The sequence below is a fragment of the Rothia sp. LK2492 genome, assembly GCF_040946345.1.
Lineage (GTDB): Bacteria > Actinomycetota > Actinomycetes > Actinomycetales > Micrococcaceae > Rothia > Rothia endophytica.
On the sequence record NZ_JAYWLX010000001.1, the window covers coordinates 260,541 to 285,478 of the forward strand.

Consider the following 24,938-nt stretch of genomic DNA (forward strand, 5'->3'; position numbering starts at 1 on the left):
ACAGTGCCATTTTCAGAAAAATTTTGCGGTAAGCTCACTCCCCCATCTTATGCACGCGCCCGCTCCCTGACCGGTAGGGTGGAAGGTATGAGCAGACTTGAAGCGATTTTCTTTGACCATGACGGAACCCTAGTTGATACCGAGCCCCTGTGGGCTGAGGCCAAAACGGCCCTCGCAGCAGACTACGGTAAGACCTGGACCGAAGAAGATTCGCTGGCATGCCTGGGGCGCCCCGCCACGGTAACTTTTGAACGAATGCATGCCCTCGGCATTGACGCTCCGGCAGACGAACTCTATGCAAGCCTTAAAGAGAAAATGGGTGTTTTGCTGTCTGAAGCAACCATTACTCTGCTTGAAGGCATCCCAGAACTCTTGGACGAAGTTGCGGCAGCTGGTGTACCTGCCGGGATCGTTACCAACGCCACCACCGCCGTCGCCCAGCGCACAGCAAACTTAGGGCCTGAAGGACTGTTTTCTACCATTGTGAGCGATGAGCACGTCACCCAGGCCAAGCCCAACCCCGAGCCCTACCTGCTGGCTGCCAAAAATTTGGGCGTTGACCCCGCTAACTGCGTAGCGATTGAGGACTCAGATTCAGGGACTCAGAGTGCAGTGGATGCAGGCATGAAGGTAGTTGTGGTGCCGGGTCTCCTCTCTGTACCCAAGAACCTTGGTCACGCTCGTATGGAGCACTCGGAGCTCTCTCTGGCTAAGATTCGCGCGCTGGTTGACGAAGACTAAACCTCTCATCCGAATAAAAAATCAGCCTCTTCCCGCGCGGGAAGAGGCTGATTTTTTACCATGTTACGTGCGTAGTGAGCCAAGAACTTACTTGACGTTGCCCTGGCCGTCATCGAGGTGTGAGCGGATGAACCACTGGAATTTTTCGAGCTCAGCGGTCTGACCAATCAGCAAGTCTTCGGTGATGGGGTCAACATCTCCCACCTTAGCGATGGCTGCACGATGGTCTTCAATGACACCATTGTAGACTTCATCGAGGGCGGATAGGTGAGCCTGGGCGTCAGCGCGGTCGACGCTGTAATCTTCCCAGGTACGCTTAGCTACCAGGTCTCCGGGCAGGCCATTGGGCGAGACGCCCATGGTTGCCATACGCTCAGCAAGCTCATCGACAAAGCCACGCACCAAATCAACCTGGGGGTCTAGCATTTCGTGCACACTAATGAAGGTGGGGCCCACAACATTCCAGTGGGCGTGCTTGAGGGTCAAATGCAAATCATTGAGGGCATGCAGGCGAAGCTGCAAAGCCTCGGCAACGTGGTGGCCGGACTCTTCGGTCAAACCGGGAACAGTGAATGATGCGTGCTTAGTCATCCCAACACCTTTCTACGAGGGAGACGGGCGGGAGCTCCCTACTGGGCCGCCCTTTGCTCACTACTGTACCGCCGACAATCCGCCACCGCAAGGTTATTATGAAAATATCATAATAAGAAGACCATCGGTACGAGCAGACCAAGATATTTTGGCGGCACCACCTATAACAATTACGGTTCTACGTCCTAGGCTCCCTGCGCTTTGTTCTTGATATAAAGACCAGAGCTATTGCAAGACGCCGGTGCTCACACAAAGTGTGAGCACCGGCGTCTTACTGACAAGAATTTCGGGCTTACTTGCTAGCGAAGATTTCGCGCATCAGAGCAGCAGCTTCTGAAGGGGTCTTACCAACCTTCACGCCAGCTGCTTCCAGTGCTTCTTTCTTAGCCTGAGCTGTACCTGATGAGCCGGAGACGATAGCGCCTGCGTGGCCCATGGTCTTGCCCTCAGGAGCGGTGAAGCCAGCAACGTAGCCAACAACGGGCTTGGTGACGTTTGCCTTAATGAAGTCAGCAGCACGCTCTTCAGCGTCACCACCAATTTCACCGATCATGACGATAGCTTCGGTCTCGGGGTCAGCTTCGAAAGCTTCAAGAGCATCGATGTGGGTGGTACCGATGATGGGGTCACCACCAATACCGATAGCGGTGGTGAAGCCGATATCGCGTAGTTCGAACATCATCTGATAAGTCAGGGTACCTGACTTGGACACCAGCCCGATCTTGCCCTTGCCCGTGATATTGGCGGGTGTAATACCAACCAGTGACTCACCGGGTGTGATGATACCGGGGCAGTTGGGGCCGATGATACGGGTGACGGGCTTACCGTCAGCATCCACCTTGCTCTTGGCGTAGGCCCAGAACTCGGCGGTGTCACCCACGGGAATGCCCTCGGTGATCACAACGACCAGGGGAACCTCAGCGTCAATCGCTTCGATCACGGCGTCTTTGGTGAATGCCGGGGGCACGAAAACGATGGAGACATCAGCGCCAGTTTCCTCTACAGCTTCAGCTACGGTGCCGTAGACGTTGAGCTCAACATCCTGCCCGTTAGCATCTTTGTGAGCGACGGTGGTGCCGGCCTTGCGAGCGTTGACGCCGCCTACAATCTGGGTGCCAGCTGCGAGCATGCGAGCGGTATGCTTGGTGCCTTCGCCGCCGGTGATGCCCTGAACGATGACCTTGGAGTCTTTGTTCAAAAAGATAGACATATCTATAAACCTTCTAAAAAATCTAAGCGGAGAATTTAAGCGTTAGCGAGTTCGGCGGCCTTATCAGCACCCGAGTCCATGGTCTCAGCCAGGTGGACCAGCGGGTGAGCAGCCTCGCGCAGAATAGCGCGACCCTCATCTACGTTGTTGCCGTCCAGACGTACAACCAGGGGCTTGGTTGCCTTATCGCCCAGGATCTCTAGTGCCTTGACGATGCCATTAGCTACAGCGTCGCAGGAGGTGATGCCTCCGAAGACATTCACGAATACAGACTTAACCTGCTCATCGTTGAGGATGATGTCCAGTCCAGCTGCCATAACCTCAGCCGAGGCGCCGCCGCCGATATCCAGGAAGTTAGCGGGCTTGACGTTGCCGTGGTTTTCGCCGGCGTAGGCAACGACGTCTAGGGTGGACATCACCAGGCCAGCGCCGTTACCGATGATGCCTACCTGGCCATCGAGCTTGACGTAGTTGAGGTCGTTTTCCTTAGCCTTAGCTTCAAGGGGGTTCTCTGCGCTCTTATCAACCAGAGCTTCGTGGTCAGCATGACGGAACTCAGCGTTGTCGTCCAGAGAGACCTTGCCGTCCAGTGCGAGAATCTTGCCGTCGCCGGTCTTAACCAGCGGGTTGACCTCAACAAGGGTTGCGTCTTCCTTCTTGTAGACTTCACCCAGCTTGATGAGAACCGCTGCAACTTCCTCGCGGATGTCTTCAGCGAAGCCGGCTGCCTCAACAATTTCTGCTGCCTTCTTGGCATCGATGCCGTTGATGGGGTTAACCTCAACCTTGGCCAGCGCATCGGGGCGCTCTACAGCCAGGGTTTCAATGTCCATACCGCCTTCTACGGAGCACATGGCAAGGTAGCTACGGTTAGCGCGGTCTAGCAGCAGGGAGAAGTAGTATTCCTCGGCAATGTCTGCACCCTGGGCGATCATTACACGGTGAACGGTGTGACCCTTGATGTCCATGCCTAGAATCTGCTGTGCATATTCGTACGCCTCATCGGCAGTCTTGGCAACCTTTACGCCGCCAGCCTTACCGCGGCCGCCCACCTTAACCTGGGCCTTGACAACGGTGACGCCGCCAATTTTTTCAGCTGCTGCTTTTGCTTCTTCGGGGGTGGTCGCTACGATGCCTTGAAGTACGGGCACGCCGTGCTTCTCAAAGAGATCGCGTGCCTGGTATTCAAACAGGTCCACAGGTATTCCTTCTTCGTCGAAGTCATGCTGGGCAGCGCGTGGGCTACCCCGCTTTTACGGGTGTGAAGCATAGTGGCACAGCGTCTGCCTAAGCGAGAGCTAGGGCACACTACAGCTTCTCAACAGTCACTTTAGCGCATCCTGTAAAGCGGTGCGAACTAGATATCAACTTATGACGCCTCATCTCGCCACGAAGGCAGGAGTCTTACTTTACCGACTCACAGGCGTCAATGAGGGTAACAAGGAAGGGGGCAGTATCAGAGACGCGAGGCACCAGCAGGTATTCCAACTCGTCAATTCTCCACAGCATCACCCAGGCCTCAGCTACTGAACAGCTCAGAGCACTACCGGGAACAAAGTTGTCCGGCGGGAAGTCAAAGTGCACTACCTCGTCAATAACGTCGGCTGCTGCGACGCCGCTGAGGTTAATGACGGTTCTGTTAGCTGAAACATCTAAGATTAGCCCTTCGTCCCTGCCGAGAGCAGCGTTCAGAGCCCTCCCCAGTTTGACCGGGTCCACGCGGGTGACGACCAGGAAAACGCCCTCTTTGACGTACATGCAGGCGACCACCTGGCGGGTGCCGTACAGCAGTTGCAGTGCCTGAGAGTCACCAGTAACCTGCCCACGTTGGCGGGGTAGCTTAACCCCTAAGACTGCTTGGATACGCTGGGCAGCGTCCGAATCAGGGCTGATTTCGATGCGGAAGAGCGAAAGATCCAAGATTTCCTGGAGCTGCACGCGGGTGTCGGTAACCCCATCCATAGCTTCTACAAATTCATCGGCAATTGAGGGAACTGTACTGTCATGGTCCATTCGCGGTATTCCTTTGTAGATGCAAGAACTACTGAGAGCTCATTGTGAGCAAGACAGTTTTATCTTAGTCGGAAATTTTTGTCAGGGGTGCATAGCGCAGGAGAAGTCGTTTTTCTTCCTGAGCGAAGCGCACCTTCGCCACGGTCTTATCGCCAGCCCCTTCCATTGCCAGAACCCTGCCTTCACCGAAAGTTTTGTGCTCAACCCGGTCTCCTACCGAAAGGGCAGGGATTTCCTTGTTCTGCTGCACGCGGGAGACATTTTTAGTTGCCGCAGCGTAGCCGTAGCTAGCTGACCCATTAATCTCAGCAACTGACGGGGACGAGGCGGGGCGGCTTTGGTAGCCCGGTGCATCAAAGCGGGAGGTGTAGGTAGACCCCCCGTAAGAGCCGTAGCCGCCGTAGCTACCCACCCCCCCGGCAAAGCTATTACCCTTACGTTTCCAATCGATGAGTTCTTCGGGGATTTCTTCTAAGAAGGGGGAGGGCGGGTTGTACTGCCCCTTGCCCCACATAGAGCGGTTCTCGGCGCGGGTCAGGTAGAGCCGTTCCATAGCGCGGGTGAGACCGACGTAGGCAAGGCGGCGTTCCTCGCTCATCTCGCCCTCATCGGTGAGAGCACGCTGGTGCGGGAAGAGGCCGTGTTCCATACCGGTCAAGAAAACCACCGGGAATTCCAACCCCTTGGCGGTGTGCAGGGTCATGAGGGTTACCACTCCCTGCGAGCGCGCTTCAGCCACTTCAGCAGCGATTTGAGCTGCGGACGGGCCGCCCTCCTGGTCGTGCTTGGGCTTGTTGGGGATCTGGTCGGCATCAGCCACCAGAGCAACGTGTTCTAGGAACTCTTCTAAGGTGGCACCGGGGTGGTCGATTTCGAACTCACGTACGGCATCTACCAGCTCTGAGAGGTTCTCTACGCGCGATTCGTCCTGGATATCCTTTGATTCGCGCAGGGCTGCCAGGTAGCCGGTCTGTTCCAGGACTGCCTCAAGGCAGGTGGCTGCCGGTTCGGTGGCTGCAATTTGGGCGAGGTCATCAATGAGACGGGCGAACTCTGCCATCTTTTTGACGGCCGCGGCCCCCAAGCCAGGAGCATCGGCAGCGCGGCGCAGGGCTGCCATGAAGGAGATACGTTCAATGCGCGCAAAATCAGCGACTACGCTCTCAGACTTAGCGCCAATACCGCGCTTGGGTTCGTTGAGAATACGGCGGACGTTAATGTCATCATCCGGGTTGACCAGCACACGCAGGTAAGCCAAGGCGTCCTTGATTTCCTTGCGTTCATAGAAGCGGGTGCCGCCGACCACGCGGTAGGGCAAGCCCACGCGCATGAGCATTTCTTCCAGGGTGCGCGACTGGGCATTGGTGCGGTAGAAGACGGCGACGTCGCCGGGCGCGATGTCATGGTCATCGCGCAGGCGGTCAATTTCTTGAGCAATGTAGCGAGCTTCGGCATGTTCAGACTCAGCCACGTAACCGGTAATTTTGGCGCCGTCACCGCTGGCTGTCCACAGCTTCTTGGGGCGGCGCCCCTTGTTGCGTTCAATTACGGCGTTAGCTGCTGAGAGGATGTTCTGCGTGGAACGGTAGTTTTGCTCCAGCAGGATAGTGCGGGCAGCCGGGTAGTCCTCTTCGAAGTCGGTGATATTGCGAATATCAGCGCCGCGGAAGGCATAGATGGACTGGTCGGAGTCGCCCACCACGGTCAGTTCAGCCGGTGGGTAGGCGTCGGGATAGGGGCCCTGCTCTGCCTGTGGGGCAGAGGCCCCACCTACCAGGGCACGGACCAGAGCGTACTGGGCGTGGTTGGTGTCCTGGTATTCGTCGACCAGGATGTGGCGGAAACGGCGGCGATAGTAGTCAGCCACCTGGGGGTGCTGACGCAACAGGTTGACGGTTTCAAAGATGAGATCATCGAAGTCTAGGGAGTTGGCTGCGCGCAGACGCTCGGTGTAGGCCGTGTAGATTGTGGAGATAGTGCCTTCCCAGGGGTCGGTGGCACTGGTTTCTGCTGCGAAGGTTTTGGCATCTACCAGTTCATTTTTGAGGTTGGAGATACGGTTGCCCACCGCCTTAGCGGTGAATTTCTTGGTGTCAAGGTTCATCTGCTTGATGATGAGGGTCAGCAGACGCTGGGAATCAGCAGAGTCGTAAATTGAGAAGGTCGATTTAAGTCCCAGCACTTTAGCTTCGCGGCGAAGCACGCGCACACAGAAACTGTGGAAGGTTGAGATCCACATGCTTTGGGCTCGTGGCCCCACCAGGGCAGTGATGCGTTCGCGCATCTCAGCAGCCGCCTTGTTGGTGAAGGTGATAGCAAGAATCTGCCCCTGGAGGGCTCGGCCTGTTGCGAGCAGGTAGGCAATACGGTGAGTGAGCACCCGGGTTTTACCCGAGCCAGCGCCGGCAACAATCAGCAGAGGGCTCCCGGCATGCACTACAGCTTCTGCCTGGTTCTCGTTGAGCCCCTGCACCAGGGCAGACGGGTCAGTACGATCGGGTTCAGGCTGGGCATAGTCAGGCATAAAGCCACCCATCTGATAGGAGGGTGGCAGAAAGTCTAATTCAGCAGGGTCAACAGGCACCTGCCCGTCCGGCACTGGTTCCTGGTTCGGCTCATAGGCCGGTTCCTCATGAGCCAGGTGGTCTGGGAAGTCATCAAAGAAAGGGTCAAAAGGAGGTTCCTGCTGCCCGGCGTCCTGCCCTGAACCTGTTTTCTTAGGTAGCTTGGGCATAAAATCATCGTTAAACATGGTGCCTCCTCGAATAAACCGTCAACCACTCATTTTATGCGAACAAACTTTCTAAGGTCAGCTCATTCTGCTGAGAGGTAAGGGCGGCATGCACCATAATGGAGTCTATGGGTCTCTCAAAAGGTCAAAAGAAACGCCTCTACGGCGAGCAAGCAGCAGCGCAGGTAGCCCCCGCACCCCAACAGGAAGCTCAGGCGCAGCCGGGTCTGCGCGTCATCACCGATTATTCACGCGGTGAGCTTGTTGCGACCCCAGAGAATGGTAGCTCCTACATCTTTTTGGGGGTCGCTTTTGTGATTACCCTGCTCTTTGGTCTCTACTATCACCTGATGCTATTGCCAGGGGTGAGCAACATGGCAGGCGCCACCGCCCCTGAACTCATGACGTGGTTTAGCACCGATCACCTTCAGCGCGTTGCCACCGGCCTGGGAGTTGATGGCCTGCGAGAGTACCAGGTTTTACACCGTTCTACCGGCCTCATCTTTTCTCTAATTTTTGCGTTTACCTGGTGGAATATGGTGCGGGCATCACAGTTTGAACTGCTGGTAGGCAGGCTCATGCTCACCCTTCCAGTGGCTTACGCTGTAGTCTTCATTGCCGGTGGTTTCGCTATAGACACGGCCCTAGCTGACCCCTTAGGCGGCACAGCAGGGCTTGCCGCCGTGTTGGTGGCGGCGCGCTGGGTGCTATTGGTTCTCTGCTTAGCCCAGCTAGCTATCATGGCGGTGCGGCTGGTGCGCAGCAAGGTGGATGCTTTCTCCCGCGGGGAACTACCCGGTCAGTAACCACCCATAGTCCACTTGAAATATGGAGATTACAAAAAGACCCGGTAGTCGTGCTAGCGACCACCGGGTCTTCTCTTATGTGCCCCCGATACGATTCGAACGTACGACACCCGCTTTAGGAGAGCGGTGCTCTATCCCCTGAGCTACGAGGGCAAGTATTTGAAGGTTAGCTCTAGAACTTTTAGTGCCAGAACCTCCCCAAGTTTACACTAAAACCATGGCCCTTCTCATTGACCCTGCCCGCTGGCCAGCCCACGGCACTGTTTTCTCCCACCTTATTTCTGATAGTAGTCTGCAGGAACTCCATTCCTTTGCCCGCGCTCAGGGAATCAGCGAACGCGCCTTCGACCGGGACCACTACGATGTGCCAGCCCACCTTTGCCCGCAACTCATCGACGCTGGTGCGCAACCGGTCAGCGGCAGCGAGCTAACTCGTAGATTGCACGCCAGTGGCCTGAGAGTGCCACTCAAGGAACGCCCCGAAAAAATTAGAAAGGGGCTACTGGTTCGCTGGGGAACACTTGCACCGGGTGCCGAACAGCTGGGCGAAGACATACTAGATCGTTGGCAAGAGCCCCACCGGGCCTACCATAACAGCGCTCACCTGTTAGAAATGCTGGGTCATGCAACTTACCTGGCAGGCAACGATAAGCTACCCCGCGCCGCCCTTCTGGCGATATGGCTGCACGATGTGATCTATGAAGGGAAACCGGGGGCAGACGAAGAGGCATCGGCGACCTACGCACGCCACCAACTAGCCCGCCACCAGGTAGCAGGCGAAGGAGAGATAGAAGCAGTAGCCTGCCTCATTGAAGCAACTGCGGCGCACCAGCCCCCGCAGGCTCAGGAGGTCTTGCAGAGGGCAGGTATCAGTCAGGAGCACTGGAAGATTTTCTTTGATGCAGACCTTGCGATTCTGGCAGCAAAGACCGCTCGTTACCGGCGTTACACTACAGGCGTGCGGCAGGAATATTCACGCGTGAGTGATGATGACTTCAGGCAGGGCCGCGCACAGGTCTTGCAAGAGCTACTAGAACGTCCCAGCATTTTTACAACCCGGCTAGGACGTAGTACCTGGGAGGCGAGAGCACGGGAGAATATAGCGGCAGAGCTGAAAGAGCTTACTTACTCTGGACGCCCTTGCGAGCTTTCCGGCGAGAGTAAAGCACCCGAGAGACGACAAGACCTAAAATGATGCCGATACCGCCAGTGATAGAAACCCACATCGCTGCGTGACCCACAAAAAGCGCCACCAGTAGCCCGGCAATAATGCCAGGAACCGCCCCGGCTACCATGCCAATCGCCATGTAGGTGAACTCTTGATCTGATGAGCTAGTGGGTGATTCAAATTGTGGTGCCATGCCCTCTATCCTACCGGCGCCCACGTGGGGCCATATACTTCTTCACCGCTGAGCTAAACACCGCCCACGGTTCCTTAGGGGGTATAAAAAATGCGCCCCAGCTGGTCGTCTGGTGCGCATCTGCAAACTAGAGTTTGCGGTGCCTCTACCTTGTGTGTGGTGAGGAAGTCTGCGGGTTAGTTCTTGAGCGTTGCGAGCCGACCAGGCAACACCCGTTGAGTACTAGCGAGCTAGCACAACCCTAAAGAGGTAAGGTTTAGAGACCTGCAACGGTGTAGTAACCGTCAACGGGCATCATGCCGCCACCATCGACTGAGGTCAGCTGGGTGCCCTGTGAGGGGTTCAGCGCGCTGATCATCTGGCCGTTACCAACGTAGATGCCTACGTGGTTGAGGCCGTTGGTGAAGACGATGTCACCGGGCTGGGGGTTTGAGGTGGGAACCAGTTCTCTTTCCATCTGGAAGGTGTTGGAGGTCAGTGAGATACCGGCCTGAGCGAAGACGTAGGAAACGAAGCCTGAGCAGTCCCAAGCCTTGTAGCTCTTGCCGCCCCAAACGTAAGCGCCGCCGATGCCATCCTGAGCTGCTGCGAGAACGGTTGCACGAGCACCGGAGACGTTAGCGGGAATCTCTGCGGAGTCGTTTGACTGGGTGCTGACGGTTGAAGGAGTTTCAACAGTGGTTGAGCCCTGGTAGTAGCCCCATGAGGTGGTGGGTGCTGAGTAGTCAGCCAGTGAAGGAGCTGAGTAGGAGGGAGCTGAAACTTCAGCTGCAGCAAAAGCGTTAGCAGGAGCAACGGAAGCTGCCAGAAGGGCACCTGAGGCTGCTACGATACCTGCGTTACGTACGATGTTTGACTTAGTCATGATGTTCTTTCTCCATTGCCTCACGAGGTGAGCTGTCGGGTTCGAGCATGAAGGTCGCTCGGCCACTTCTTATAGGTGGCTTAACCCCAAGGACTCTCTCTTTGAGTGAGCCCGGTAAGGTGGGTCCCCCGCTCCTGCCATATGATTTATTTGTATTTCCTCCGACGCGGTGGCAGGACTAGGCGGATGCTGCGTCGATGGGTGCCGTACGACCAGTAGTTGGCACGGAATAGAACATTACACACCGCAACTACAATTGTCACGTTTTGGTCACGAAAAATAGGTAGGCGTGGCTTTTAAGCAAGCAAGGTTATCTTTTGGGGGATGCCAAGCAGGCTCCCAGCAAACATTGCGAGAGTTTAAAAAATGCCCCTGACAAGAGAGTTTATTGGTTTGCTGCACCACTTAAAGTGGCACCTCTACCTGACCTTCCGCGCTGTCACCCAGCTCAACGCACGTGCTGAGAAGCCTGTCACTTGACCACCTTGCGGCACAGCGCGAGGTGTACAGATAACGAAGAGGTAACAAAGAAAGGCACCGGTCATGGTCGGTGCCCTTACAGTGTTATCAGTTTGTTATCGCTTCACGACAATCGACTCAGCTACCTCGGCATTGAGGGTAAGTGCCCGTTCCTCCCCGTCAGCGTGTACCACCACCGAGCCGTCACGGTTGCCCAGAATTGACACGGTTGCCCCGTAGATGATGCCAGCGTCCCCCAGCATCTTCAATAGGTCGATATCGGTCTGCAGGAACTCGGGCAGTCGAGAGATGGTGAACCTGTCGCCCTCACTAGAGTCCTTGCCCGCGATGGACATGGTTACGGTGCGTCCATCATTCTGGTCGCTTTCAGCACCCAACTGCTCCAGACCCGGAATGGCATTGCCATAGGGGGAGAACTTGGGGTTGTTGAGCAGTTCTAACAAGCGGCGCTCGACCCGCTCGCTCATCACGTGCTCCCAGCGGCAAGCTTCTTCGTGGATGTATTCCAGATCAAGACCGATGATGTCGGAGAGCAGGCGCTCGGCCAGGCGGTGCTTGCGCATCACCTCAACCGCCTTCTGGCGCCCGTCATCGGTGAGGCGGAGGGAGCGGTCTACTTCAACGGTGAGCAAGCCGTGGCGCTCCATGCGAGCCACGGTTTGCGAAACGGTGGGACCAGAATGATCCAGACGCTCGGCGATACGAGCTCGCATAGGAGTAATACCCTCTTCTTCGAGCTCAAGTACGGTACGAAGGTACATTTCAGTAGTATCAATCAAGTCTGTCATTGACTTCTCGCGTCTCTTCTCTGCTGGGGGCCTAGCTACGACCGTTAGGTACTTTCTTTAATTCTGCCCTCATTCTATTCTTTTTCCGCCTAAAAAGACGTTCAGCTCTTTAGGAGCTGAAATTTTCCTTCCGTCAACTTCTTGGCCCACCAACGAAGCTGTCTCACTATGTAACCTGCTTAGTGTCATGTATCGGCAACCGAGCCTCAGTAGCACCCCTAGAGCCGCTCTACCTGCCACAATAGACACTGTGGGCGCTAGCGGCATTCCCTCATCCTTTTCACGCCCGCCGCTTGCTGAGTCTGCCTGATACTAGGAGTTATTGTGACCGATTTCCTCACCATCCCCACCGACCTTCTGCCCGCTGACGGCAGGTTTGGCGCTGGGCCCTCCAAGGTGCGCCCGCAGCAGGTGCAGGCAGTCATGGACGCTGCCACCAACCTTATGGGCACTTCTCACCGTCAGGCGCCGGTCAAGAACCTGGTGGGTGAGATTCGTGAGGGGCTAGCTCAGTTCTACAGCGCACCCGAGGGTTACGAGGTCATTCTCGGCAACGGCGGAGCAACTTCCTTCTGGGACGCCGCTACCTTCGGGCTGGTAGAGAAAAAGGCACAGCACCTCACCTTCGGTGAATTCGGCTCCAAGTTCGCTTCAGCCACCAAGGCTGCCCCCTTCCTCGAGACATCGACCGTCATCTCCTCTGAACCCGGCACCCGCCCGGTAGCGTCCGCCGAGGACGGCGTAGATGTCTACGCCTGGCCTCACAATGAAACCTCCACCGGTGTCTTTGCCACCGTTACGCGCCCTACTGGCATTGCCGATGAAGCCCTGGTGCTGATTGACGCCACTAGCGCCGCCGGCGGCCTGGAGGTGAATGTTACCGAATCTGATGTCTACTACTTCTCGCCGCAGAAGAATTTTGCCTCGGATGGCGGGCTCTGGCTGGGCCTCTGGTCGCCGGCCGCTATCGAACGTGCCCAGCGCATCGGAGCCTCGGACCGCTGGGTGCCTGACTCCCTCAACCTGGTCACAGCGATTGATAATTCCCGCCTCAACCAGACCTACAACACCCCGGCTTTAGCCACTATGATTATGCTCAACGAGCAGATCAAATGGATGAACGAGCAGGGCGGCCTTGACTTTGCCGCTGCCCGTACCGCTGACTCAGCAGGCCGTATCTACAGCTGGGCTGAGGCCTCCGACTACGCCACCCCCTTTGTGGCTAACGCCGATGAGCGCTCCAATGTTATTGCTACTATCGACTTTGCTGACTCAGTGGATGCCGCAGCTGTCGCTAAGGCACTGCGTGCCAACGGCATAGTGGACACCGAGCCCTACCGCAAGCTGGGCCGTAACCAGCTGCGAATTGCCACCTTCACCGCTATTGACCCCGAAGACGTCACCGCTCTGCTGGGTTGCATCGACTACATCGTTGAAAATATGTAACGCTCAACAGCCAACATCTAGAAAGGGCGCCTCACCGAACTTAAAAGTCCGGTGAGGCGCCCTTTCTAGGTGTACAGATTGGAGATGGCCCTAGCGAGGCTGCTGGATCTCGATAGCAGCGGTAACCGGCGGAGCTTCATCCACAGCCTCTAACTCTTCGGGCTCAGGCTGGCGAGGGCGGAGCACCAGTCTGGTGCGTGAATCGCGGTCATAGGCAACGTGCAGGTGCTTGTACTTCATAATCCAAATGAGCCCCAGCAGTGTGGCAGCAAAACCTGCAGCAGAGGCCACACCCAACCCCCAACGGGCGCCGAAGACATCGTTGACCATGCCCACCAGAGGCGAGCCAATAGGCGTACCACCGATGAAAACGGCCATATAAATGCTCATAACACGGCCTCGCATCTCGGGCTCTGTCGTGACCTGCACATAGGCATTAGCCGAGGTGATAATGGTCAGCGCCATGAGCCCCAGAGGAACCAGAGCAAGGGCAAAGAACCAGATATTGGGTGCTAGGGCGGCGAGCGCAGTGGTGATGCCGAAACCGAAGCAGGAGGCGAACATGAAGCGCATGCGCGGGACGTCCCGCCGGGCTGCCAGCAGGGTGCCTGCGACTGAGCCGATCGCGACCACTGAGTTCAGGACGCCGAATTCCCCGGCTCCCTGCCCAAATTCGGTGGTGGCCATAGCAGCAATATTGAGCGCGGTGTTCAGCCCGAAGGTGCCGATAAGGAAGGCAGAGACCATCACGATCATGATATCTGGCCGCTGTTTGAGGTAACTCAGCCCATCGCGCATACGGCTATTGGCTTTGGACGAGCGGGGCAGCTGGCGTAGCTCCTTCTCGCGAATAGCGCAGATAGCTGCAATCATAGCGACAAAGGTGAGAGTGTTGAGTAGGAAGACCGGGCCGGTGCCCACCAGAACCACCAGTAGGCCAGCCACTGCTGGGCCTATCATGCGGGCGGTGTTAAAGGACATAGAGTTCAGCGCCACCGCGTTGGGCAGATCGCGATCAGAGACTAGCTCAGAAACAAAAGTGGAGCGTACCGGCGAATCAAGGGCACCCACCACACCCAGAGCCAAGGCAAAGAGGTAAACATGCCAGATTTCTACGTACCCAGAAAGCACTAGGGCACCGAGCCCCACGGCCAGCAGGGCCATGATGCTCTGCGTCCAGAGAAGAATTTTGCGCCGGTCCCCTCGGTCTGCCAGCACACCCGCGTAAGGGGCAAGAAAGAGGGGCGGGGCGAACTGCAGAGCAATGACGATACCCATTTGGGTGGAATCGTGATCAGAAAGATCATTGAAAACTAACCAGTCCTGGGCGGTGCGCTGCATCCAGGTGCCAATATTTGAGACCAGAGCACCGATAAACCAGATGCGATAATTTAAGATCCACAGTGACCGAAAGGTCTTGGGTTTATCGGTGACGGCGCGCGGGCCGCTGCGTTCTACTCTCACGTAACGTGTTCTCTTTCAGGTTGCGTAGCTCATTCAGCCCTAGTTCATCTTCTATCCATCCTAGAACGATGTGCAGTACTGCACCAGAGGTCACCCTGCTTTAAGCGTCAAGCTTCCTGAGTTTGTTCATACTCTCCACCCTCAAACTCGTCGGCGCCCTCGCCGTCACCATCGTAATCCTCAGGACTCTTGTGATCTTCAGGCAAAACGCGATCCGCCCAGGGCACCCACGCAGGAGCTAGCAGAGCGTCGTCACCGGGCAGCAAGCCAATTTCGCATACCGTAGCCACCTTAGAACGGGGCGCACGGGAGAGAGTAGCAAACCAGAACCAGCCGCGGTAACCGGGCAGGGCGCACTCAAACAGGTGGGTGGTTAGGCGCTCTTCTTCACCGCGCAGGTGATGCACCGGCCCCATTGCGCTTTCAGGTGCGATATCCGCAAGAGCTGCCAGCGCTACGTCCTTGGCTTCAGCCAAGATGGTATCGACTTTGGCGGTCCGACGGCGGCGCGTGCGCTCACCGAGTCGAGGCTCGTTGCGCTGCTCCCCCGAGGTGGCGGGTGCCGTGGTATCTAAAACCTCGGTCACTGGCGCGGTGGCACCGGGGGCGGAGAGTTCTTCTTTTACCTGTTCAGTCATACCCCTATTAAACAGGTTTTGGCCGCCGATTACCTACCCGGCAGGAGAGCCAGCACAGATTTTTGCTCCCACACCTGCGCCCTTGCCCTGTTTTGATACCTTAGAGCTATGTCATCTGAAATTTCCGAGCTACCTTACAGCTCCCTTATTCGTGCCCTGAGCATCGTAGCCGGGGTCTTCACCGCGGTAGGTACCATCAGCGGTGTCACCATGCTCCTTATGAAATGGGACCACAACAGCGCCCCGCAGATTCTCAGCGTGCTACCCATGCTCCTGCTTCCCGCCGCTTTTATCTGCCTCATGGCGGTCCTCTTTCTCGCCGTTTTACGCCGCCGGGCATCCTAGCTATGAGAAATATGAGATGAACTCACTCCCGCAGCTCACATCAGGGGTGCACCAGATAGCGCCCAGCTAACACCCAGAGAAGAGGGGCACAATGGAAGGGTGAACACTAAAGAACCTGAAGCTAAACTCCTTGTTGTTGACGATGAGCCCAATATCCTTGAGCTCCTCGCTACCTCCCTGCGTTTTGCAGGCTTTGAGGTTGTCACCGCAACGAACGGCCGCGAAGCCCTCGATAAAGCCGAGACTGAAGCCCCCGACCTAGCCGTACTCGACGTCATGTTGCCCGATATGGACGGCTTCACCGTCACCCGGAAGTTGCGCAGCTCAGGACGGCTCTTCCCGGTTCTTTTCCTGACGGCTAAAGACGACACCGAGGACAAAGTCACCGGTCTTACCGTAGGCGGTGACGACTACGTCACCAAGCCCTTTAGCCTTGATGAAGTGGTGGCTCGTATCCGCGCCGTGTTGCGCCGCACGCAGCCCCACGTTGAAGAAGATTCTCGTTTGCGCGTGGATGACCTGGTGCTCGATGACGATGCCCACGAAGTTTTCCGCGGTGACCGCGAAATCGACCTCTCCCCCACCGAGTTCAAGCTGCTGCGCTACCTGATGCTTAACCCCAACAGGGTCCTTTCTAAAGCTCAGATTCTTGACCACGTATGGGAATATGACTTCAATGGTGACGCTTCGATTGTGGAGTCCTACATCTCCTACCTGCGCCGCAAGATTGATAACGATCATGACCTGCCCCCGCTGATTCATACCAAGCGCGGCGTAGGCTACCTTTTGCGCACCAGCAAAAACTAAACGAAGGGTGATAGCGGGTTGAAGTCTCGTCTCTCACTGTCCCGGCTGGGTTCGCTGTCCTTGCGCACCCAGTTGGTTCTTTTAACATCCATGCTGATTGCTTTGGCTATTTCGGTCATGTCTCTGGTGGCAATCTCATCTATCCGCGCCCAGATGTTGGATCAGCTGGATGATGAAATTACCGCTAGCTACAGCTATCTGGTGACCGCCGTGTACTCGGACCAGCAGATTTCACGCACCCAGGGCACTTTCATTCCCTACGAGGCTTACCTACTTGATAAGCAGGGTAACACCATACGTCCGGTGGCGACGCTGTCCGACGGTTCATCCTCGCCGGTAATTTCAGGGCTCACCGCAGATGTTGTGCAACGCTATAACCAGACCGCCCTGACGGTTCGCTCGTCCAACGGTCCCAGCGAATGGCGTCTCATTGCCTTTCCGGTAGAGGCGACCGACCAAACTCTGGTGATTGCTGCCCCGCTCACCCAAATCAATGAAACAGTAGCCATTGTAGGGCTACTGACAGTTTTCTTTGGTGGAGCCCTGCTGCTGGCGTCCATAGCGCTCACCTGGGTGATTGTTACCCGAGCCTTTGAGCCCCTAGCCCGGGTGGAACAAACCGCCGCTCAAATTGCCGCCGGCGACCTCTCACAGCGTATCGAGAACTACAGCCCCTATAACGAGCTGGGGCATCTCACCACTTCACTCAACACTATGCTTTCTCATATTGAAGAGGCCTTTGATGCGCAGAAGCGGTCCGAGGTTAAGATGCGACGTTTTGTGGGCGATGCTTCTCATGAGCTTCGCACCCCACTGGTCTCTATTCGCGGCTATTCAGAGCTCTACCGCATGGGGGGTTTACCCAATGCTGAGGCTATCGGTATGGCAATGAGCCGTATCGAATCTGAGTCCAAACGTATGGGGCAGCTGGTTGAGGATCTGCTCACCCTGGCACGGTTGGACGAGCGGAGGGTCGCTGAAAATGCTCGTATTGATCTGCTGAGCCTAGCCCAGGACGCCGCCAATGATGCCTTCGCCACCGCACCTGACCGAGATATCGATGTCATCGGTCTTGAGAGTGCTGAGGCTGTTTCTGCCCCTGTATGGGGCGATGAGCAACGTCTGCGCCAGGTCCTGGCTAACCTCATGACCAATGCCCTGCGCTATACCCCTGAGGGAACTCCCATAGAACTTGCTGTGGGTACAAAAACCGCTCCGGATGGGACGCCGCTATCTACTATTGAAGTGCGTGACCACGGGCCCGGAATTAAGGGTGAGGACGCCCAGCGAGTGTTCGAGCGGTTCTACCGGGCCGATACCTCCCGCACCAGGGAGACCGGTGGCACCGGTTTGGGGCTCGCTATTGTTGCCGCCATCGTGGGGCAGCATGACGGCACGGTAGAGGTTCAGCAGACCGAAGGTGGCGGAGCTACTTTCGTCATTCAGTTACCCGTCTACAGAGACCAGGGGCAGAGCAGGCCTACAACAGCAGGGATGCGCACGGTCTAATCGGGAACCAGCCCTGTGGATAGGGGCATGAGGTATCTTCATATTGCTCACCGGTTCACCAAAATCCCCTTTAAACCAGCATCGCCCCCGTGTTCACGCTAGTCCGGGGGCGGTGCTGTATCCACAGTCTGCCAGCGCCCCGCACTGTAGATCCCTGCCGCCCTAAGGTTGAAGGCACAGAGCAAGCAGCTCTGATAAGTTACTACTATTCTTAGGGAGATTCCCATGGCACAGTTCAACGTCGATGCAGATCTCATCTCAACCAAATCAGCTCAGGCGCGCGCACAGGTGGACACCATTATTTCTGAGGTCAACGGCCTGACCGCCTCCTTGCAAGATTTGCAAGGCTCCTGGACCGGTTCAGCCTCCGCCAACTTTCAGGGCGTGCTGACCAACTGGCGCCATACCCAGCGACAGGTAGAAGATTCTATCGCCCAAATTAACGAAGCCCTTGCACGCGCCGGGGTTAACTACTCAGAAACAGAAATGGCTAATGCCTCTATGTTTGTGGGCTAGTAGCTGGTGAGGCGGCGGTTTCCTGTCGATAGCGCAGCTTCCAGTGGCCAGCTTTGTTCGCATACCAGACACTGGAACGCAGCACCGCACCGCGGGCAGTTTCAACCCGACTGACCAGCAGTACCGCCCCCTCACCCAGCAGCGTAGCTTCAACAGGTGTTCCCTGCCCTGTCAAGGCAAAGGCACGTTCGCGGTGCTCTAGGACAGTTGTTCGGTCTAGAACACGACCGGCAGGGGTCACCCAGGTAAGGTCTTCACTCAGCAAACCGCTGAGTAAACTGCGCGAACCGTACGTTGAGGGCGATGCTAGCTGATGTTCGAGTTGCCGGACCGCAGCCAGTTGCAGGTCGACATCCAGCTCTACGCCATCTGTTACAGGTTTTTCTAGCTTTGCTGTTGCTGCGCTTTCACCGCTAGAAGCATGCGGGGCGGTCAGGTTCTTAGTCTTGCTAAATCCAGGGCCAGTCTTGGGGGTTTGCCCCTTTGAAAAAGCCTGAGCTGCTGCGTTAGCCAGGGAGTCGGCAGCCTCGTTGAGGGGATGCCCGGAATGGCCCTTAACCCACTCAAAGGTATAGGTGCGACCTTCTAGGGCAGCGTCCAGCTCTTTCATGAGATCGACGTTAAGCACCGGCTTACCGTCAGACTTCTTCCAGCCCTTTTTCTTCCAGCCTGGCATCCACTTGGTCAGGGAGTTGATGACGTACTGGCTATCGCACAGTACTTTTAGAGGGCGCTCGGGTACGTGAGCTGTTGCTTCAAAGAGGTCCAGCACCGCTTTGAGCTCACCCATATTGTTGGTGCCGTGCTCCCAGCCGCCGGCTGCCCAAGTGTCAGCATCGATGTACCAAGCCCAGCCTGCTGGGCCTGGGTTACCCAGCGCTGACCCATCGGCTGCGGCTACTATTTCATGCGTCATTGAGGGCACCTCCCCCTGCTGGCAGGGATATTTTTTCAGCCCAGCTGGCTGTGTCCCAACCCAGAGCTCGGGCGAAGGTATCGAATTTGCTGGCAGTTTCTGCATGTTCGTTCATCGGGGCAGAGTCCTTGACGATGCCTGCGCCGGCGAATAAGATAGCGCGGCGAGCGCTCACCCGGGCACACCTCAATACCAGGTGCCATTCCCCGTTGCCCTCAGCGTCCATGTAGCCAACCAGCCCGCCAAAAAAACCACGTTCGAAAGGTTCTAGTTTTTCGATGACACGGCGCGCTAGCTCTGTGGGGGTACCGCAAATTGCCGGTGTGGGGTGGATAGCGCGAGCGCCGTCCAGCGAACTTAAACCGGGTTTGAGGGTTCCGGCGATATCGGTGCCTAGGTGCCACAGCTGAGGGGTCATTTTAAGGCTGGGAGTGGCGGGGATTTTCATATCCAAAGTCAGCGGAGAAAGGCGCTGTTTGATGTCTTGGACCACGGTGGCGTGTTCTGCGCGATCCTTGGCGGAGCGCAGGAGAGCCTCACCGATCTGGGCGTCCTCGGTACTGCCAATAGGTGCGGTGCGGGTGGCTGATCCGGCCAGTGGGCCGGTGCTGAAGCCGTCTGCACCCGATTTGAAGACGAGCTCGGGTGAAGCTCCCATCAGGTATTCCCCGTTGGGGAGTTTCACGCTAAAGACGGTGGCGCGCTGTTGCTGGGCGCGCAGGGTTTCTAGCAAGGCAGGTAGGTTCAGGTCGTTGTCGTAGTCAGCGGTGAGTAGGCGAGCCAGCACTACCTTGTCATACTCCCCGCGGTTCATTGATTCAACGGCCTGGGCAACCGCTTGCCGGTAGCCTGGGTTATCCAGCCCGCTGAGCCGCACCGGTTCAGGCTGCTGACGGATTGCGAGGTTTGGGGTCTCTGTCGGCACCAGGGAGTCGGGGACGGCGAGGTAGGCGGGTTCTTCTGGGGAGAAAGGTACCAGGCCCACTACGCATGAGTTCTTCTGTGCTGCCGTCTCTAGCGCTGAACTTTCGCTGACCGGGGTCATTGCTCCTGATGCACTCAGCGCACTGTGGCCGCGCGCCAGGATGAAGGGCGCAAGCAAGGCGGGTGCGGTCATAGTCTGTTCTTTCGCTAGGGTCGGGAGCAACACCTATTTACGGTACTCCAAAACTGGGGCAGGGCAAACTGGGGATAAAAGACTAAATAAAAACAGCCTAGCCACTCTGGAAATTCCTACCGGGGTACTCTCTACTATTTTCCGTGAGAGAGTGTCATCCCCCCAATTAGCTTCGCTGAAGCAACACGATGGTCTCATAGTGGGTGGTATGCGGGAACATATCCACCAGACGCGCTTTCACAGGCTTAAGCGAGGGCATAGATTCCAGGTCTTTGGCCAACGATTTAGCATTACAACTGGAGTATATAAACGTCTCAATACCGGATTCTTCAATCCAGGTAGCTAGCTCATGCCCAATGCCGCGGCGCGGTGGATTAACCACTACCATTTCGGGCACAGTGCCCTGCTGCAGGGCGAACTCGGTGGCGTCCCCAGCAAAAAATTCTAGATTGGCCAGCCTGTATTCTGCAACGGTGCGGCGGGCAGACTCAATCGCCTCGCTACTCAACTCAATGCCCGTAACTTCTGACGATGCAGGCAGTACCTGCGCTGCGTGAAGGGCGAAACCACCCACCCCGCAGTAGAGATCCCAGAGGCTAGCCGGGGACGCCTGACGCACCCATTCCTGCCCCTGCAGGTAGAGCCCAGCGGCTATCTCGGTGTTAGTTTGAAAGAAGCTTTGGGGCCGCAAGTGTAAGGTGAGGTCATTAACCTGCATGGGCAAGGTAGTACGTTCAGAGAGGGTAATTTCTTCGGGGCCCTCCACCAAAGCAACGTGCTCGCGGAGGAGGTTGACACTTACCACAGCAAGGTTGGGTAAACGCTCGTACAACCAGTGCAGGCGTGAGCGGATGGGCACAATCAGCTTCTTGGAACGCAGCACAAACCTAATCATTAGCTCACCGTTAGCTGATACCGTCACCAAAATATTCTTGAGCTCCCCCTTGCGCTTGGGCACGTCGTAGGGGGTGAGGGACGCCGCGCGAATGAGCTCATCCAGAACCGGTAAGGCGGCTGTGATGGCATGGTCATAAAGGTTACAGCGTCGCAAATCAACGCCACGGCCCGCCCGGTCAATGATGCCTAGGGTAGGCTGATCAGCGCTACCTCCCACCACGATTTTTGCTTTGTTGCGGAAACTCTCTTCGCTGCTAGCCAGCGGCTGGAGCCACTGCACTTCACCAAAAGGTGCGAGCAGACTGCGCGCTTCTTCCTGTTTCTGAGCAAGCTGCACAGCGTAAGGGGTTTCAAGGAGGGTGCAGGAGCGGCAGATGCCGGCGTCAAAGTAATCGCAATTCATAGCCCCACCAGTCTACCTGTCGCTAAACCAACGGGTAGAAAAAGGTTGGCGCCCCACGTTTGGGGCGCCAACCTTAGAAAAACATAATCGCCAAAAAGTCTTTTAGCTAACCGAGCCAAAAGCGATATCTCGCTGAAGAGCCTCAGCGCTCTTCTTCTCAAGCTCTGACCAGCCATCCGCTGCGTGGCACACGAGCAACATAGCCAGCATAGCAACGATAACGGTATACAGAACTAGGTCTACGATAGTGAACATATGCCTCACAGCTTTCAGTTGTCGCCATTGATACTGAGCACCTAAAAAAATCTTTTAAGTGATTTAAAGCATACCCCTATACTCGTTCGGTGTGCAAGGGTTTATCGCGATGTAGTGCCAGCAAGCTACACACGTCAAAAACCCCGCCCCGGCGCCAAGATAGCGCCGGGGCGGGGTTAGAGCCTAGGCTGAAAAACCGGTGAACCGGTCTTACATCATGCCGCCCATACCACCCATGTCAGGGGCGGGAGCTGCACCAGCAGGCTCAGGCTTATTAGCAACAACGGCTTCGGTGGTCAAGAAGAGACCAGCGATGGACGCTGCGTTCTGCAGGGCTGAACGGGTGACCTTGACAGGGTCATTGATGCCAGCTGCCATGAGGTCTTCGTACTCGCCGGTTGCAGCGTTCAGACCGGTACCTGCGGGCAGGTTACGGACCTTATCAACAACGACGCCGGGCTCCATGCCAGCGTTGAAAGCAATCTGCTTCAGCGGCGCGTCGATAGCTACGCGGACGATGTTTGCACCGGTTGCTTCGTCGCCCGTCAGTTCCAGCTTCTCGAAAGCCTTGGCGCCAGCCTGGATGAGGGCAACGCCGCCACCGGCAACAATGCCTTCTTCAACTGCTGCCTTAGCGTTACGCACAGCGTCCTCAATGCGGTGCTTGCGCTCCTTGAGTTCGACCTCGGTTGCTGCACCTGCCTTGAGCACTGCAACGCCACCAGCCAGCTTAGCCAGGCGCTCCTGTAGCTTCTCGCGGTCGTAGTCTGAATCTGAGTTAGCGATTTCGCCACGGATCTGGGCTACGCGGCCTTCGATAGCTTCAGCGTCGCCGGCACCCTCGATGATGGTGGTTTCGTCCTTGGTGACAACGACCTTGCGGGCGGTGCCCAGCAGGTCGATGGTTGCCTGATCCAGGGAGAGACCGACCTCTTCGGTGATAACCTGGCCACCAGTCAGGATAGCGATATCAGCCAGCTGTGCCTTACGGCGGTCACCGAAGCCAGGTGCCTTGACAGCAACGGACTTGATGGAGCCGCGCATCTTGTTGAGCACCAGCAGAGCCAGAGCTTCGCCCTCGACGTCCTCAGCAACAATCAGCAGGGGCTTACCAGCTTGCATGACCTTCTCGAGAACGGGAACGAGGTCCTTGACGTTTGAAATCTTGGAGCTGACGATCAGGATGTAAGGGTCCTCTAGGACAGCTTCCTGGCGGTCAGCGTCAGTGACGAAGTAACCGGAAAGGAAGCCCTTGTCAAAGCGCATACCTTCGGTCAGTTCGAGGGAGAGACCAAAGGTGTTGGACTCTTCAACGGTGATAACGCCTTCCTTACCGACCTTCTCCATTGCCTGCGCAATGAGCTTGCCGATTTCGGGGTCACCGGCTGAGATAGACGCCGTTGCAGCGATCTCTTCTTCGGTTTCAACTTCCTTAGCTGACTCCAGCAGCTCGGCGGTAACAGCTTCTACAGCCTTTTCGATGCCGCGCTTGAGGGAGAGGGGGTCAGCGCCAGCTGCAACGTTGCGCAGACCTTCGCGCACGAGAGCCTGAGCCAGAACGGTTGCGGTGGTGGTGCCATCGCCTGCGATGTCGTCGGTCTTCTTTGCGACCTCCTTGACCAGCTCAGCACCAATCTTCTCGTAAGGGTCCTCAAGTTCGATTTCCTTGGCGATGGATACACCGTCGTTGGTGATCGTGGGGGCACCCCATGCCTTTTCAAGCACGACGTTGCGGCCACGGGGGCCGAGAGTTACCTTCACTGCGTCTGCCAGGGTGTTCAGACCCTTTTCAAGACCGCGGCGTGCTTCTTCATCAAAAGCAATCAGCTTTGCCATGTAGCTTCGCTCCTCCTGGAACATTAGTTTGAGCGCGTACTCTCTGGTGCCCGCGACGGACGGTGCGGCACGGTCTGGACCGGCCGGTGCACCTCACCGAAGGTACGCTTCAGAGTTTTACCCGAAGAACAGCTGACTGTATCTAGATCTAGCACATGATTTAGCAGTCAGAGCCTTCGAGTGCTAAATACAATCTTGGCACTAGTGCGAAAGGTGTGCAAACCCCTGTTGCGAGTGGCCCCTATTTAATCGCCGACAGCGCACAAATTTTAGCGGAGGACGTAGGTGCCGGTAGCCGCATCGAAAATGTAGGTTCCTGCGGGGTCTAGAACGAAGGTTCCCGTGTCGGGCTGGTAAGAGTAGGTGACCACCGGTGCATTGTTAGGGGTATACCCCTGCTGAGGGTTGTATTCCTGGTAGGTATCGGTCGCTGGGTCATAGCTGTAACGGGTTAAGCCGCTAGCGGTCGATTCAGTTGCTTCTACGAAAGTACCTGTGGCAGGGTCGAGCACATAGAGGCCCTGCGCATCTGCCTGGCTGGAAGCCGCCGGTGTGCTCTCGGGCGCTTGGCTAGCTTCACCCCCGCCCTGTTCTTCAGCAGGTTCGGTGGGATCGGCGGTCTCAGCAACATCTTCAAAAGATGCAGCGTCAAAATCAGCGCCCAGCACCACATAGACCAACCCGCTCTCGGCCTCGTAGTCTTGCGCAATGAAGGGTAGTGAGAGGGTGTCTGCTATGTCGTTGGCTTCACTGGACGTGCCCGTAGCAAAATTGACCGTCGACTCGGTAGTGTAGGTGCCAGCCCAGTTGCCGGTGGTACGCACGGTGTATCCCTTGCTCTCAATGAGACGTGCAGCTACGGCAGCGGACCCGGCGGGGGCACTTGAATTATAGATTTCAACGGTGGTGCCCTCGATGTTAAGAGCAGCCGGCGCCTCTTCGCTGGGTGAGGCATTGGAAGAGGCGCTGGCTTCCGCTGCAGCCTCCGGGGAATCGGTGCGGGGAGAGATGACGTACATGAACCCACCTACGAGAAGCGCCAAGACACCGCTGAGTACCATAAGCACCAGCCCACGAGCTGAGGTGGTATTAGCTTTGGGACGCGCCCGGTAGGCGCCTCGGCGTGCTGTTGCTTCATCAATGTCATCGAATTCATCGCGAGGGTAGGGGGACACAGCATCTCTTTCGGGGCAGCAGCGGTTA

Annotated in this window: 24 protein-coding genes, 1 tRNA gene and 1 riboswitch; of the genes, 8 read left to right on the forward strand and 17 right to left on the reverse strand. The window is 56.7% G+C overall.

The annotated features are described in order from the left end of the window. The first annotated feature begins 87 nt into the window (after nucleotides 1–87). Complete coding sequence (locus VVR27_RS01200; RefSeq protein WP_368546712.1) at nucleotides 88–741, forward strand: HAD family hydrolase; 654 nt, start codon at nucleotides 88–90, stop codon at nucleotides 739–741. 87 nt (nucleotides 742–828) lie between these two features. On the opposite strand, the gene VVR27_RS01205 is transcribed toward VVR27_RS01200, so the two are convergent. The 5 genes from VVR27_RS01205 to pcrA all read right to left on the reverse strand — a co-directional run bounded on the left by VVR27_RS01205 (nucleotide 829) and on the right by pcrA (nucleotide 7,307). After that, a complete protein-coding gene (locus tag VVR27_RS01205; protein ID WP_368546713.1) occupies nucleotides 829–1,332 on the reverse strand; it encodes a Dps family protein in 504 nt (167 codons plus the stop codon). Nucleotides 1,333–1,624: 292 nt separating this feature from the next. Beyond that, nucleotides 1,625–2,542: a succinate--CoA ligase subunit alpha gene (sucD, locus tag VVR27_RS01210; protein WP_345443879.1), complete on the reverse strand. Its 918-nt coding sequence runs from the start codon at nucleotides 2,540–2,542 to the stop codon at nucleotides 1,625–1,627. Nucleotides 2,543–2,577: 35 nt separating this feature from the next. Next, complete coding sequence (gene sucC / locus VVR27_RS01215) at nucleotides 2,578–3,741, reverse strand: ADP-forming succinate--CoA ligase subunit beta (RefSeq protein ID WP_251379393.1); 1,164 nt, start codon at nucleotides 3,739–3,741, stop codon at nucleotides 2,578–2,580. Nucleotides 3,742–3,946: 205 nt separating this feature from the next. Beyond that, complete coding sequence (locus VVR27_RS01220; RefSeq protein ID WP_368546714.1) at nucleotides 3,947–4,555, reverse strand: sarcosine oxidase subunit gamma family protein; 609 nt, start codon at nucleotides 4,553–4,555, stop codon at nucleotides 3,947–3,949. Nucleotides 4,556–4,619: 64 nt separating this feature from the next. Further along, the gene (gene pcrA, locus VVR27_RS01225; RefSeq protein WP_409349913.1) at nucleotides 4,620–7,307 is read right to left on the reverse strand and encodes a DNA helicase PcrA; all 2,688 of its coding nucleotides are present in this window, start codon (nucleotides 7,305–7,307) and stop codon (nucleotides 4,620–4,622) included. Nucleotides 7,308–7,414: 107 nt separating this feature from the next. Here pcrA and VVR27_RS01230 point away from each other — a divergent pair, with 107 nt between their 5' ends. Next, nucleotides 7,415–8,092 carry a hypothetical protein gene (locus tag VVR27_RS01230; protein ID WP_368546715.1) on the forward strand — a complete coding sequence of 226 codons (678 nt, stop codon included), beginning with the start codon at nucleotides 7,415–7,417 and terminating at the stop codon, nucleotides 8,090–8,092. An 80-nt stretch (nucleotides 8,093–8,172) separates the two neighbouring features. Here the strand turns inward: VVR27_RS01230 and VVR27_RS01235 are convergent. After that, a tRNA-Arg gene (locus VVR27_RS01235) sits at nucleotides 8,173–8,245 on the reverse strand. Nucleotides 8,246–8,309: 64 nt separating this feature from the next. Here VVR27_RS01235 and VVR27_RS01240 point away from each other — a divergent pair. After that, complete coding sequence (locus VVR27_RS01240; protein ID WP_368546716.1) at nucleotides 8,310–9,287, forward strand: DUF4031 domain-containing protein; 978 nt, start codon at nucleotides 8,310–8,312, stop codon at nucleotides 9,285–9,287. Here the strand turns inward: VVR27_RS01240 and VVR27_RS01245 are convergent. The 3 genes from VVR27_RS01245 to VVR27_RS01255 all read right to left on the reverse strand — a co-directional run bounded on the left by VVR27_RS01245 (nucleotide 9,214) and on the right by VVR27_RS01255 (nucleotide 11,586). Further along, the gene (locus VVR27_RS01245; protein ID WP_346872498.1) at nucleotides 9,214–9,453 is read right to left on the reverse strand and encodes a hypothetical protein; all 240 of its coding nucleotides are present in this window, start codon (nucleotides 9,451–9,453) and stop codon (nucleotides 9,214–9,216) included. The genes VVR27_RS01240 and VVR27_RS01245 overlap by 74 nt on opposite strands. A 256-nt stretch (nucleotides 9,454–9,709) precedes the next feature. Then, nucleotides 9,710–10,318 (reverse strand): C40 family peptidase, encoded by a 609-nt coding sequence (locus VVR27_RS01250; protein WP_368546717.1) that lies wholly within the window; start codon nucleotides 10,316–10,318, stop codon nucleotides 9,710–9,712. Between the two features lies 1 nt (nucleotide 10,319). Beyond that, nucleotides 10,320–10,513: riboswitch (cyclic di-AMP (ydaO/yuaA leader) on the reverse strand. Between the two features lie 380 nt (nucleotides 10,514–10,893). Then, entirely contained in the window at nucleotides 10,894–11,586 is a 693-nt protein-coding gene (locus VVR27_RS01255; RefSeq protein WP_368546718.1) for an iron dependent repressor, metal binding and dimerization domain protein, read from the reverse strand. A 324-nt stretch (nucleotides 11,587–11,910) separates the two neighbouring features. On the opposite strand from VVR27_RS01255, the gene serC reads away from it, so the two are divergent. Further along, complete coding sequence (serC, locus tag VVR27_RS01260) at nucleotides 11,911–13,032, forward strand: phosphoserine transaminase (RefSeq protein ID WP_368546719.1); 1,122 nt, start codon at nucleotides 11,911–11,913, stop codon at nucleotides 13,030–13,032. 90 nt (nucleotides 13,033–13,122) lie between these two features. On the opposite strand, the gene VVR27_RS01265 is transcribed toward serC, so the two are convergent. Continuing rightward, a complete protein-coding gene (locus VVR27_RS01265) occupies nucleotides 13,123–14,496 on the reverse strand; it encodes an MFS transporter (protein WP_368546720.1) in 1,374 nt (457 codons plus the stop codon). A 107-nt stretch (nucleotides 14,497–14,603) separates the two neighbouring features. After that, entirely contained in the window at nucleotides 14,604–15,134 is a 531-nt protein-coding gene (locus tag VVR27_RS01270) for a DUF3027 domain-containing protein (protein WP_368546721.1), read from the reverse strand. A gap of 108 nt (nucleotides 15,135–15,242) precedes the next feature. Here VVR27_RS01270 and VVR27_RS01275 point away from each other — a divergent pair, with 108 nt between their 5' ends. The 4 genes from VVR27_RS01275 to VVR27_RS01290 all read left to right on the forward strand — a co-directional run bounded on the left by VVR27_RS01275 (nucleotide 15,243) and on the right by VVR27_RS01290 (nucleotide 18,311). Next, complete coding sequence (locus VVR27_RS01275; protein ID WP_368546722.1) at nucleotides 15,243–15,479, forward strand: hypothetical protein; 237 nt, start codon at nucleotides 15,243–15,245, stop codon at nucleotides 15,477–15,479. A 99-nt stretch (nucleotides 15,480–15,578) separates the two neighbouring features. Further along, nucleotides 15,579–16,286, forward strand: coding sequence for a response regulator transcription factor (locus VVR27_RS01280; RefSeq protein ID WP_237202798.1), 708 nt, complete (start codon nucleotides 15,579–15,581; stop codon nucleotides 16,284–16,286). 18 nt (nucleotides 16,287–16,304) lie between these two features. Beyond that, nucleotides 16,305–17,795, forward strand: a complete 1,491-nt coding sequence (locus VVR27_RS01285) for a sensor histidine kinase (protein WP_409349914.1) — start codon at nucleotides 16,305–16,307, stop codon at nucleotides 17,793–17,795. Nucleotides 17,796–18,020: 225 nt separating this feature from the next. After that, complete coding sequence (locus VVR27_RS01290; protein WP_251379403.1) at nucleotides 18,021–18,311, forward strand: WXG100 family type VII secretion target; 291 nt, start codon at nucleotides 18,021–18,023, stop codon at nucleotides 18,309–18,311. Here VVR27_RS01290 and VVR27_RS01295 read toward each other — a convergent pair. The 6 genes from VVR27_RS01295 to VVR27_RS01320 all read right to left on the reverse strand — a co-directional run bounded on the left by VVR27_RS01295 (nucleotide 18,295) and on the right by VVR27_RS01320 (nucleotide 24,910). After that, nucleotides 18,295–19,227, reverse strand: a complete 933-nt coding sequence (locus tag VVR27_RS01295; protein WP_368546723.1) for an RNase H family protein — start codon at nucleotides 19,225–19,227, stop codon at nucleotides 18,295–18,297. The two genes, VVR27_RS01290 and VVR27_RS01295, sit on opposite strands and share 17 nt — an antisense overlap. Continuing rightward, on the reverse strand, nucleotides 19,217–20,344 hold the full coding sequence (locus tag VVR27_RS01300; RefSeq protein ID WP_368546724.1) for an isochorismate synthase MenF: 1,128 nt from the start codon (nucleotides 20,342–20,344) through the stop codon (nucleotides 19,217–19,219). The genes VVR27_RS01295 and VVR27_RS01300 overlap by 11 nt, the downstream gene beginning before the upstream one ends. A 166-nt stretch (nucleotides 20,345–20,510) precedes the next feature. Further along, entirely contained in the window at nucleotides 20,511–21,644 is a 1,134-nt protein-coding gene (gene rlmC, locus VVR27_RS01305) for a 23S rRNA (uracil(747)-C(5))-methyltransferase RlmC (protein ID WP_368546725.1), read from the reverse strand. A 102-nt stretch (nucleotides 21,645–21,746) separates the two neighbouring features. Next, the gene (locus tag VVR27_RS01310; protein ID WP_368546726.1) at nucleotides 21,747–21,899 is read right to left on the reverse strand and encodes a hypothetical protein; all 153 of its coding nucleotides are present in this window, start codon (nucleotides 21,897–21,899) and stop codon (nucleotides 21,747–21,749) included. Nucleotides 21,900–22,109: 210 nt separating this feature from the next. Next, the gene (gene groL, locus VVR27_RS01315) at nucleotides 22,110–23,735 is read right to left on the reverse strand and encodes a chaperonin GroEL (protein ID WP_346872509.1); all 1,626 of its coding nucleotides are present in this window, start codon (nucleotides 23,733–23,735) and stop codon (nucleotides 22,110–22,112) included. A 269-nt stretch (nucleotides 23,736–24,004) separates the two neighbouring features. Further along, on the reverse strand, nucleotides 24,005–24,910 hold the full coding sequence (locus tag VVR27_RS01320; protein ID WP_368546727.1) for a LytR C-terminal domain-containing protein: 906 nt from the start codon (nucleotides 24,908–24,910) through the stop codon (nucleotides 24,005–24,007). Nucleotides 24,911–24,938 lie beyond the last annotated feature (28 nt).

Bases quoted from the DNA above. Each gene is read 5' to 3' on its own strand.
- VVR27_RS01245 (WP_346872498.1), bottom strand. From the start codon at position 9,453: ATGGCACCACAATTTGAATCACCCACTAGCTCATCAGATCAAGAGTTC.
- VVR27_RS01295 (WP_368546723.1), bottom strand. From the start codon at position 19,227: ATGACGCATGAAATAGTAGCCGCAGCCGATGGGTCAGCGCTGGGTAAC.
- VVR27_RS01300 (WP_368546724.1), bottom strand. From the start codon at position 20,344: ATGACCGCACCCGCCTTGCTTGCGCCCTTCATCCTGGCGCGCGGCCAC.
- VVR27_RS01275 (WP_368546722.1), top strand. From the start codon at position 15,243: ATGTCATCTGAAATTTCCGAGCTACCTTACAGCTCCCTTATTCGTGCC.
- pcrA (WP_409349913.1), bottom strand. From the start codon at position 7,307: ATGTTTAACGATGATTTTATGCCCAAGCTACCTAAGAAAACAGGTTCA.
- groL (WP_346872509.1), bottom strand. From the start codon at position 23,735: ATGGCAAAGCTGATTGCTTTTGATGAAGAAGCACGCCGCGGTCTTGAA.
- VVR27_RS01200 (WP_368546712.1), top strand. From the start codon at position 88: ATGAGCAGACTTGAAGCGATTTTCTTTGACCATGACGGAACCCTAGTT.
- sucD (WP_345443879.1), bottom strand. From the start codon at position 2,542: ATGTCTATCTTTTTGAACAAAGACTCCAAGGTCATCGTTCAGGGCATC.
- VVR27_RS01205 (WP_368546713.1), bottom strand. From the start codon at position 1,332: ATGACTAAGCACGCATCATTCACTGTTCCCGGTTTGACCGAAGAGTCC.
- rlmC (WP_368546725.1), bottom strand. From the start codon at position 21,644: ATGAATTGCGATTACTTTGACGCCGGCATCTGCCGCTCCTGCACCCTC.
- VVR27_RS01220 (WP_368546714.1), bottom strand. From the start codon at position 4,555: ATGGACCATGACAGTACAGTTCCCTCAATTGCCGATGAATTTGTAGAA.
- VVR27_RS01240 (WP_368546716.1), top strand. From the start codon at position 8,310: ATGGCCCTTCTCATTGACCCTGCCCGCTGGCCAGCCCACGGCACTGTT.
- VVR27_RS01270 (WP_368546721.1), bottom strand. From the start codon at position 15,134: ATGACTGAACAGGTAAAAGAAGAACTCTCCGCCCCCGGTGCCACCGCG.
- VVR27_RS01255 (WP_368546718.1), bottom strand. From the start codon at position 11,586: ATGACAGACTTGATTGATACTACTGAAATGTACCTTCGTACCGTACTT.
- VVR27_RS01290 (WP_251379403.1), top strand. From the start codon at position 18,021: ATGGCACAGTTCAACGTCGATGCAGATCTCATCTCAACCAAATCAGCT.
- VVR27_RS01230 (WP_368546715.1), top strand. From the start codon at position 7,415: ATGGGTCTCTCAAAAGGTCAAAAGAAACGCCTCTACGGCGAGCAAGCA.
- VVR27_RS01310 (WP_368546726.1), bottom strand. From the start codon at position 21,899: ATGTTCACTATCGTAGACCTAGTTCTGTATACCGTTATCGTTGCTATG.
- VVR27_RS01250 (WP_368546717.1), bottom strand. From the start codon at position 10,318: ATGACTAAGTCAAACATCGTACGTAACGCAGGTATCGTAGCAGCCTCA.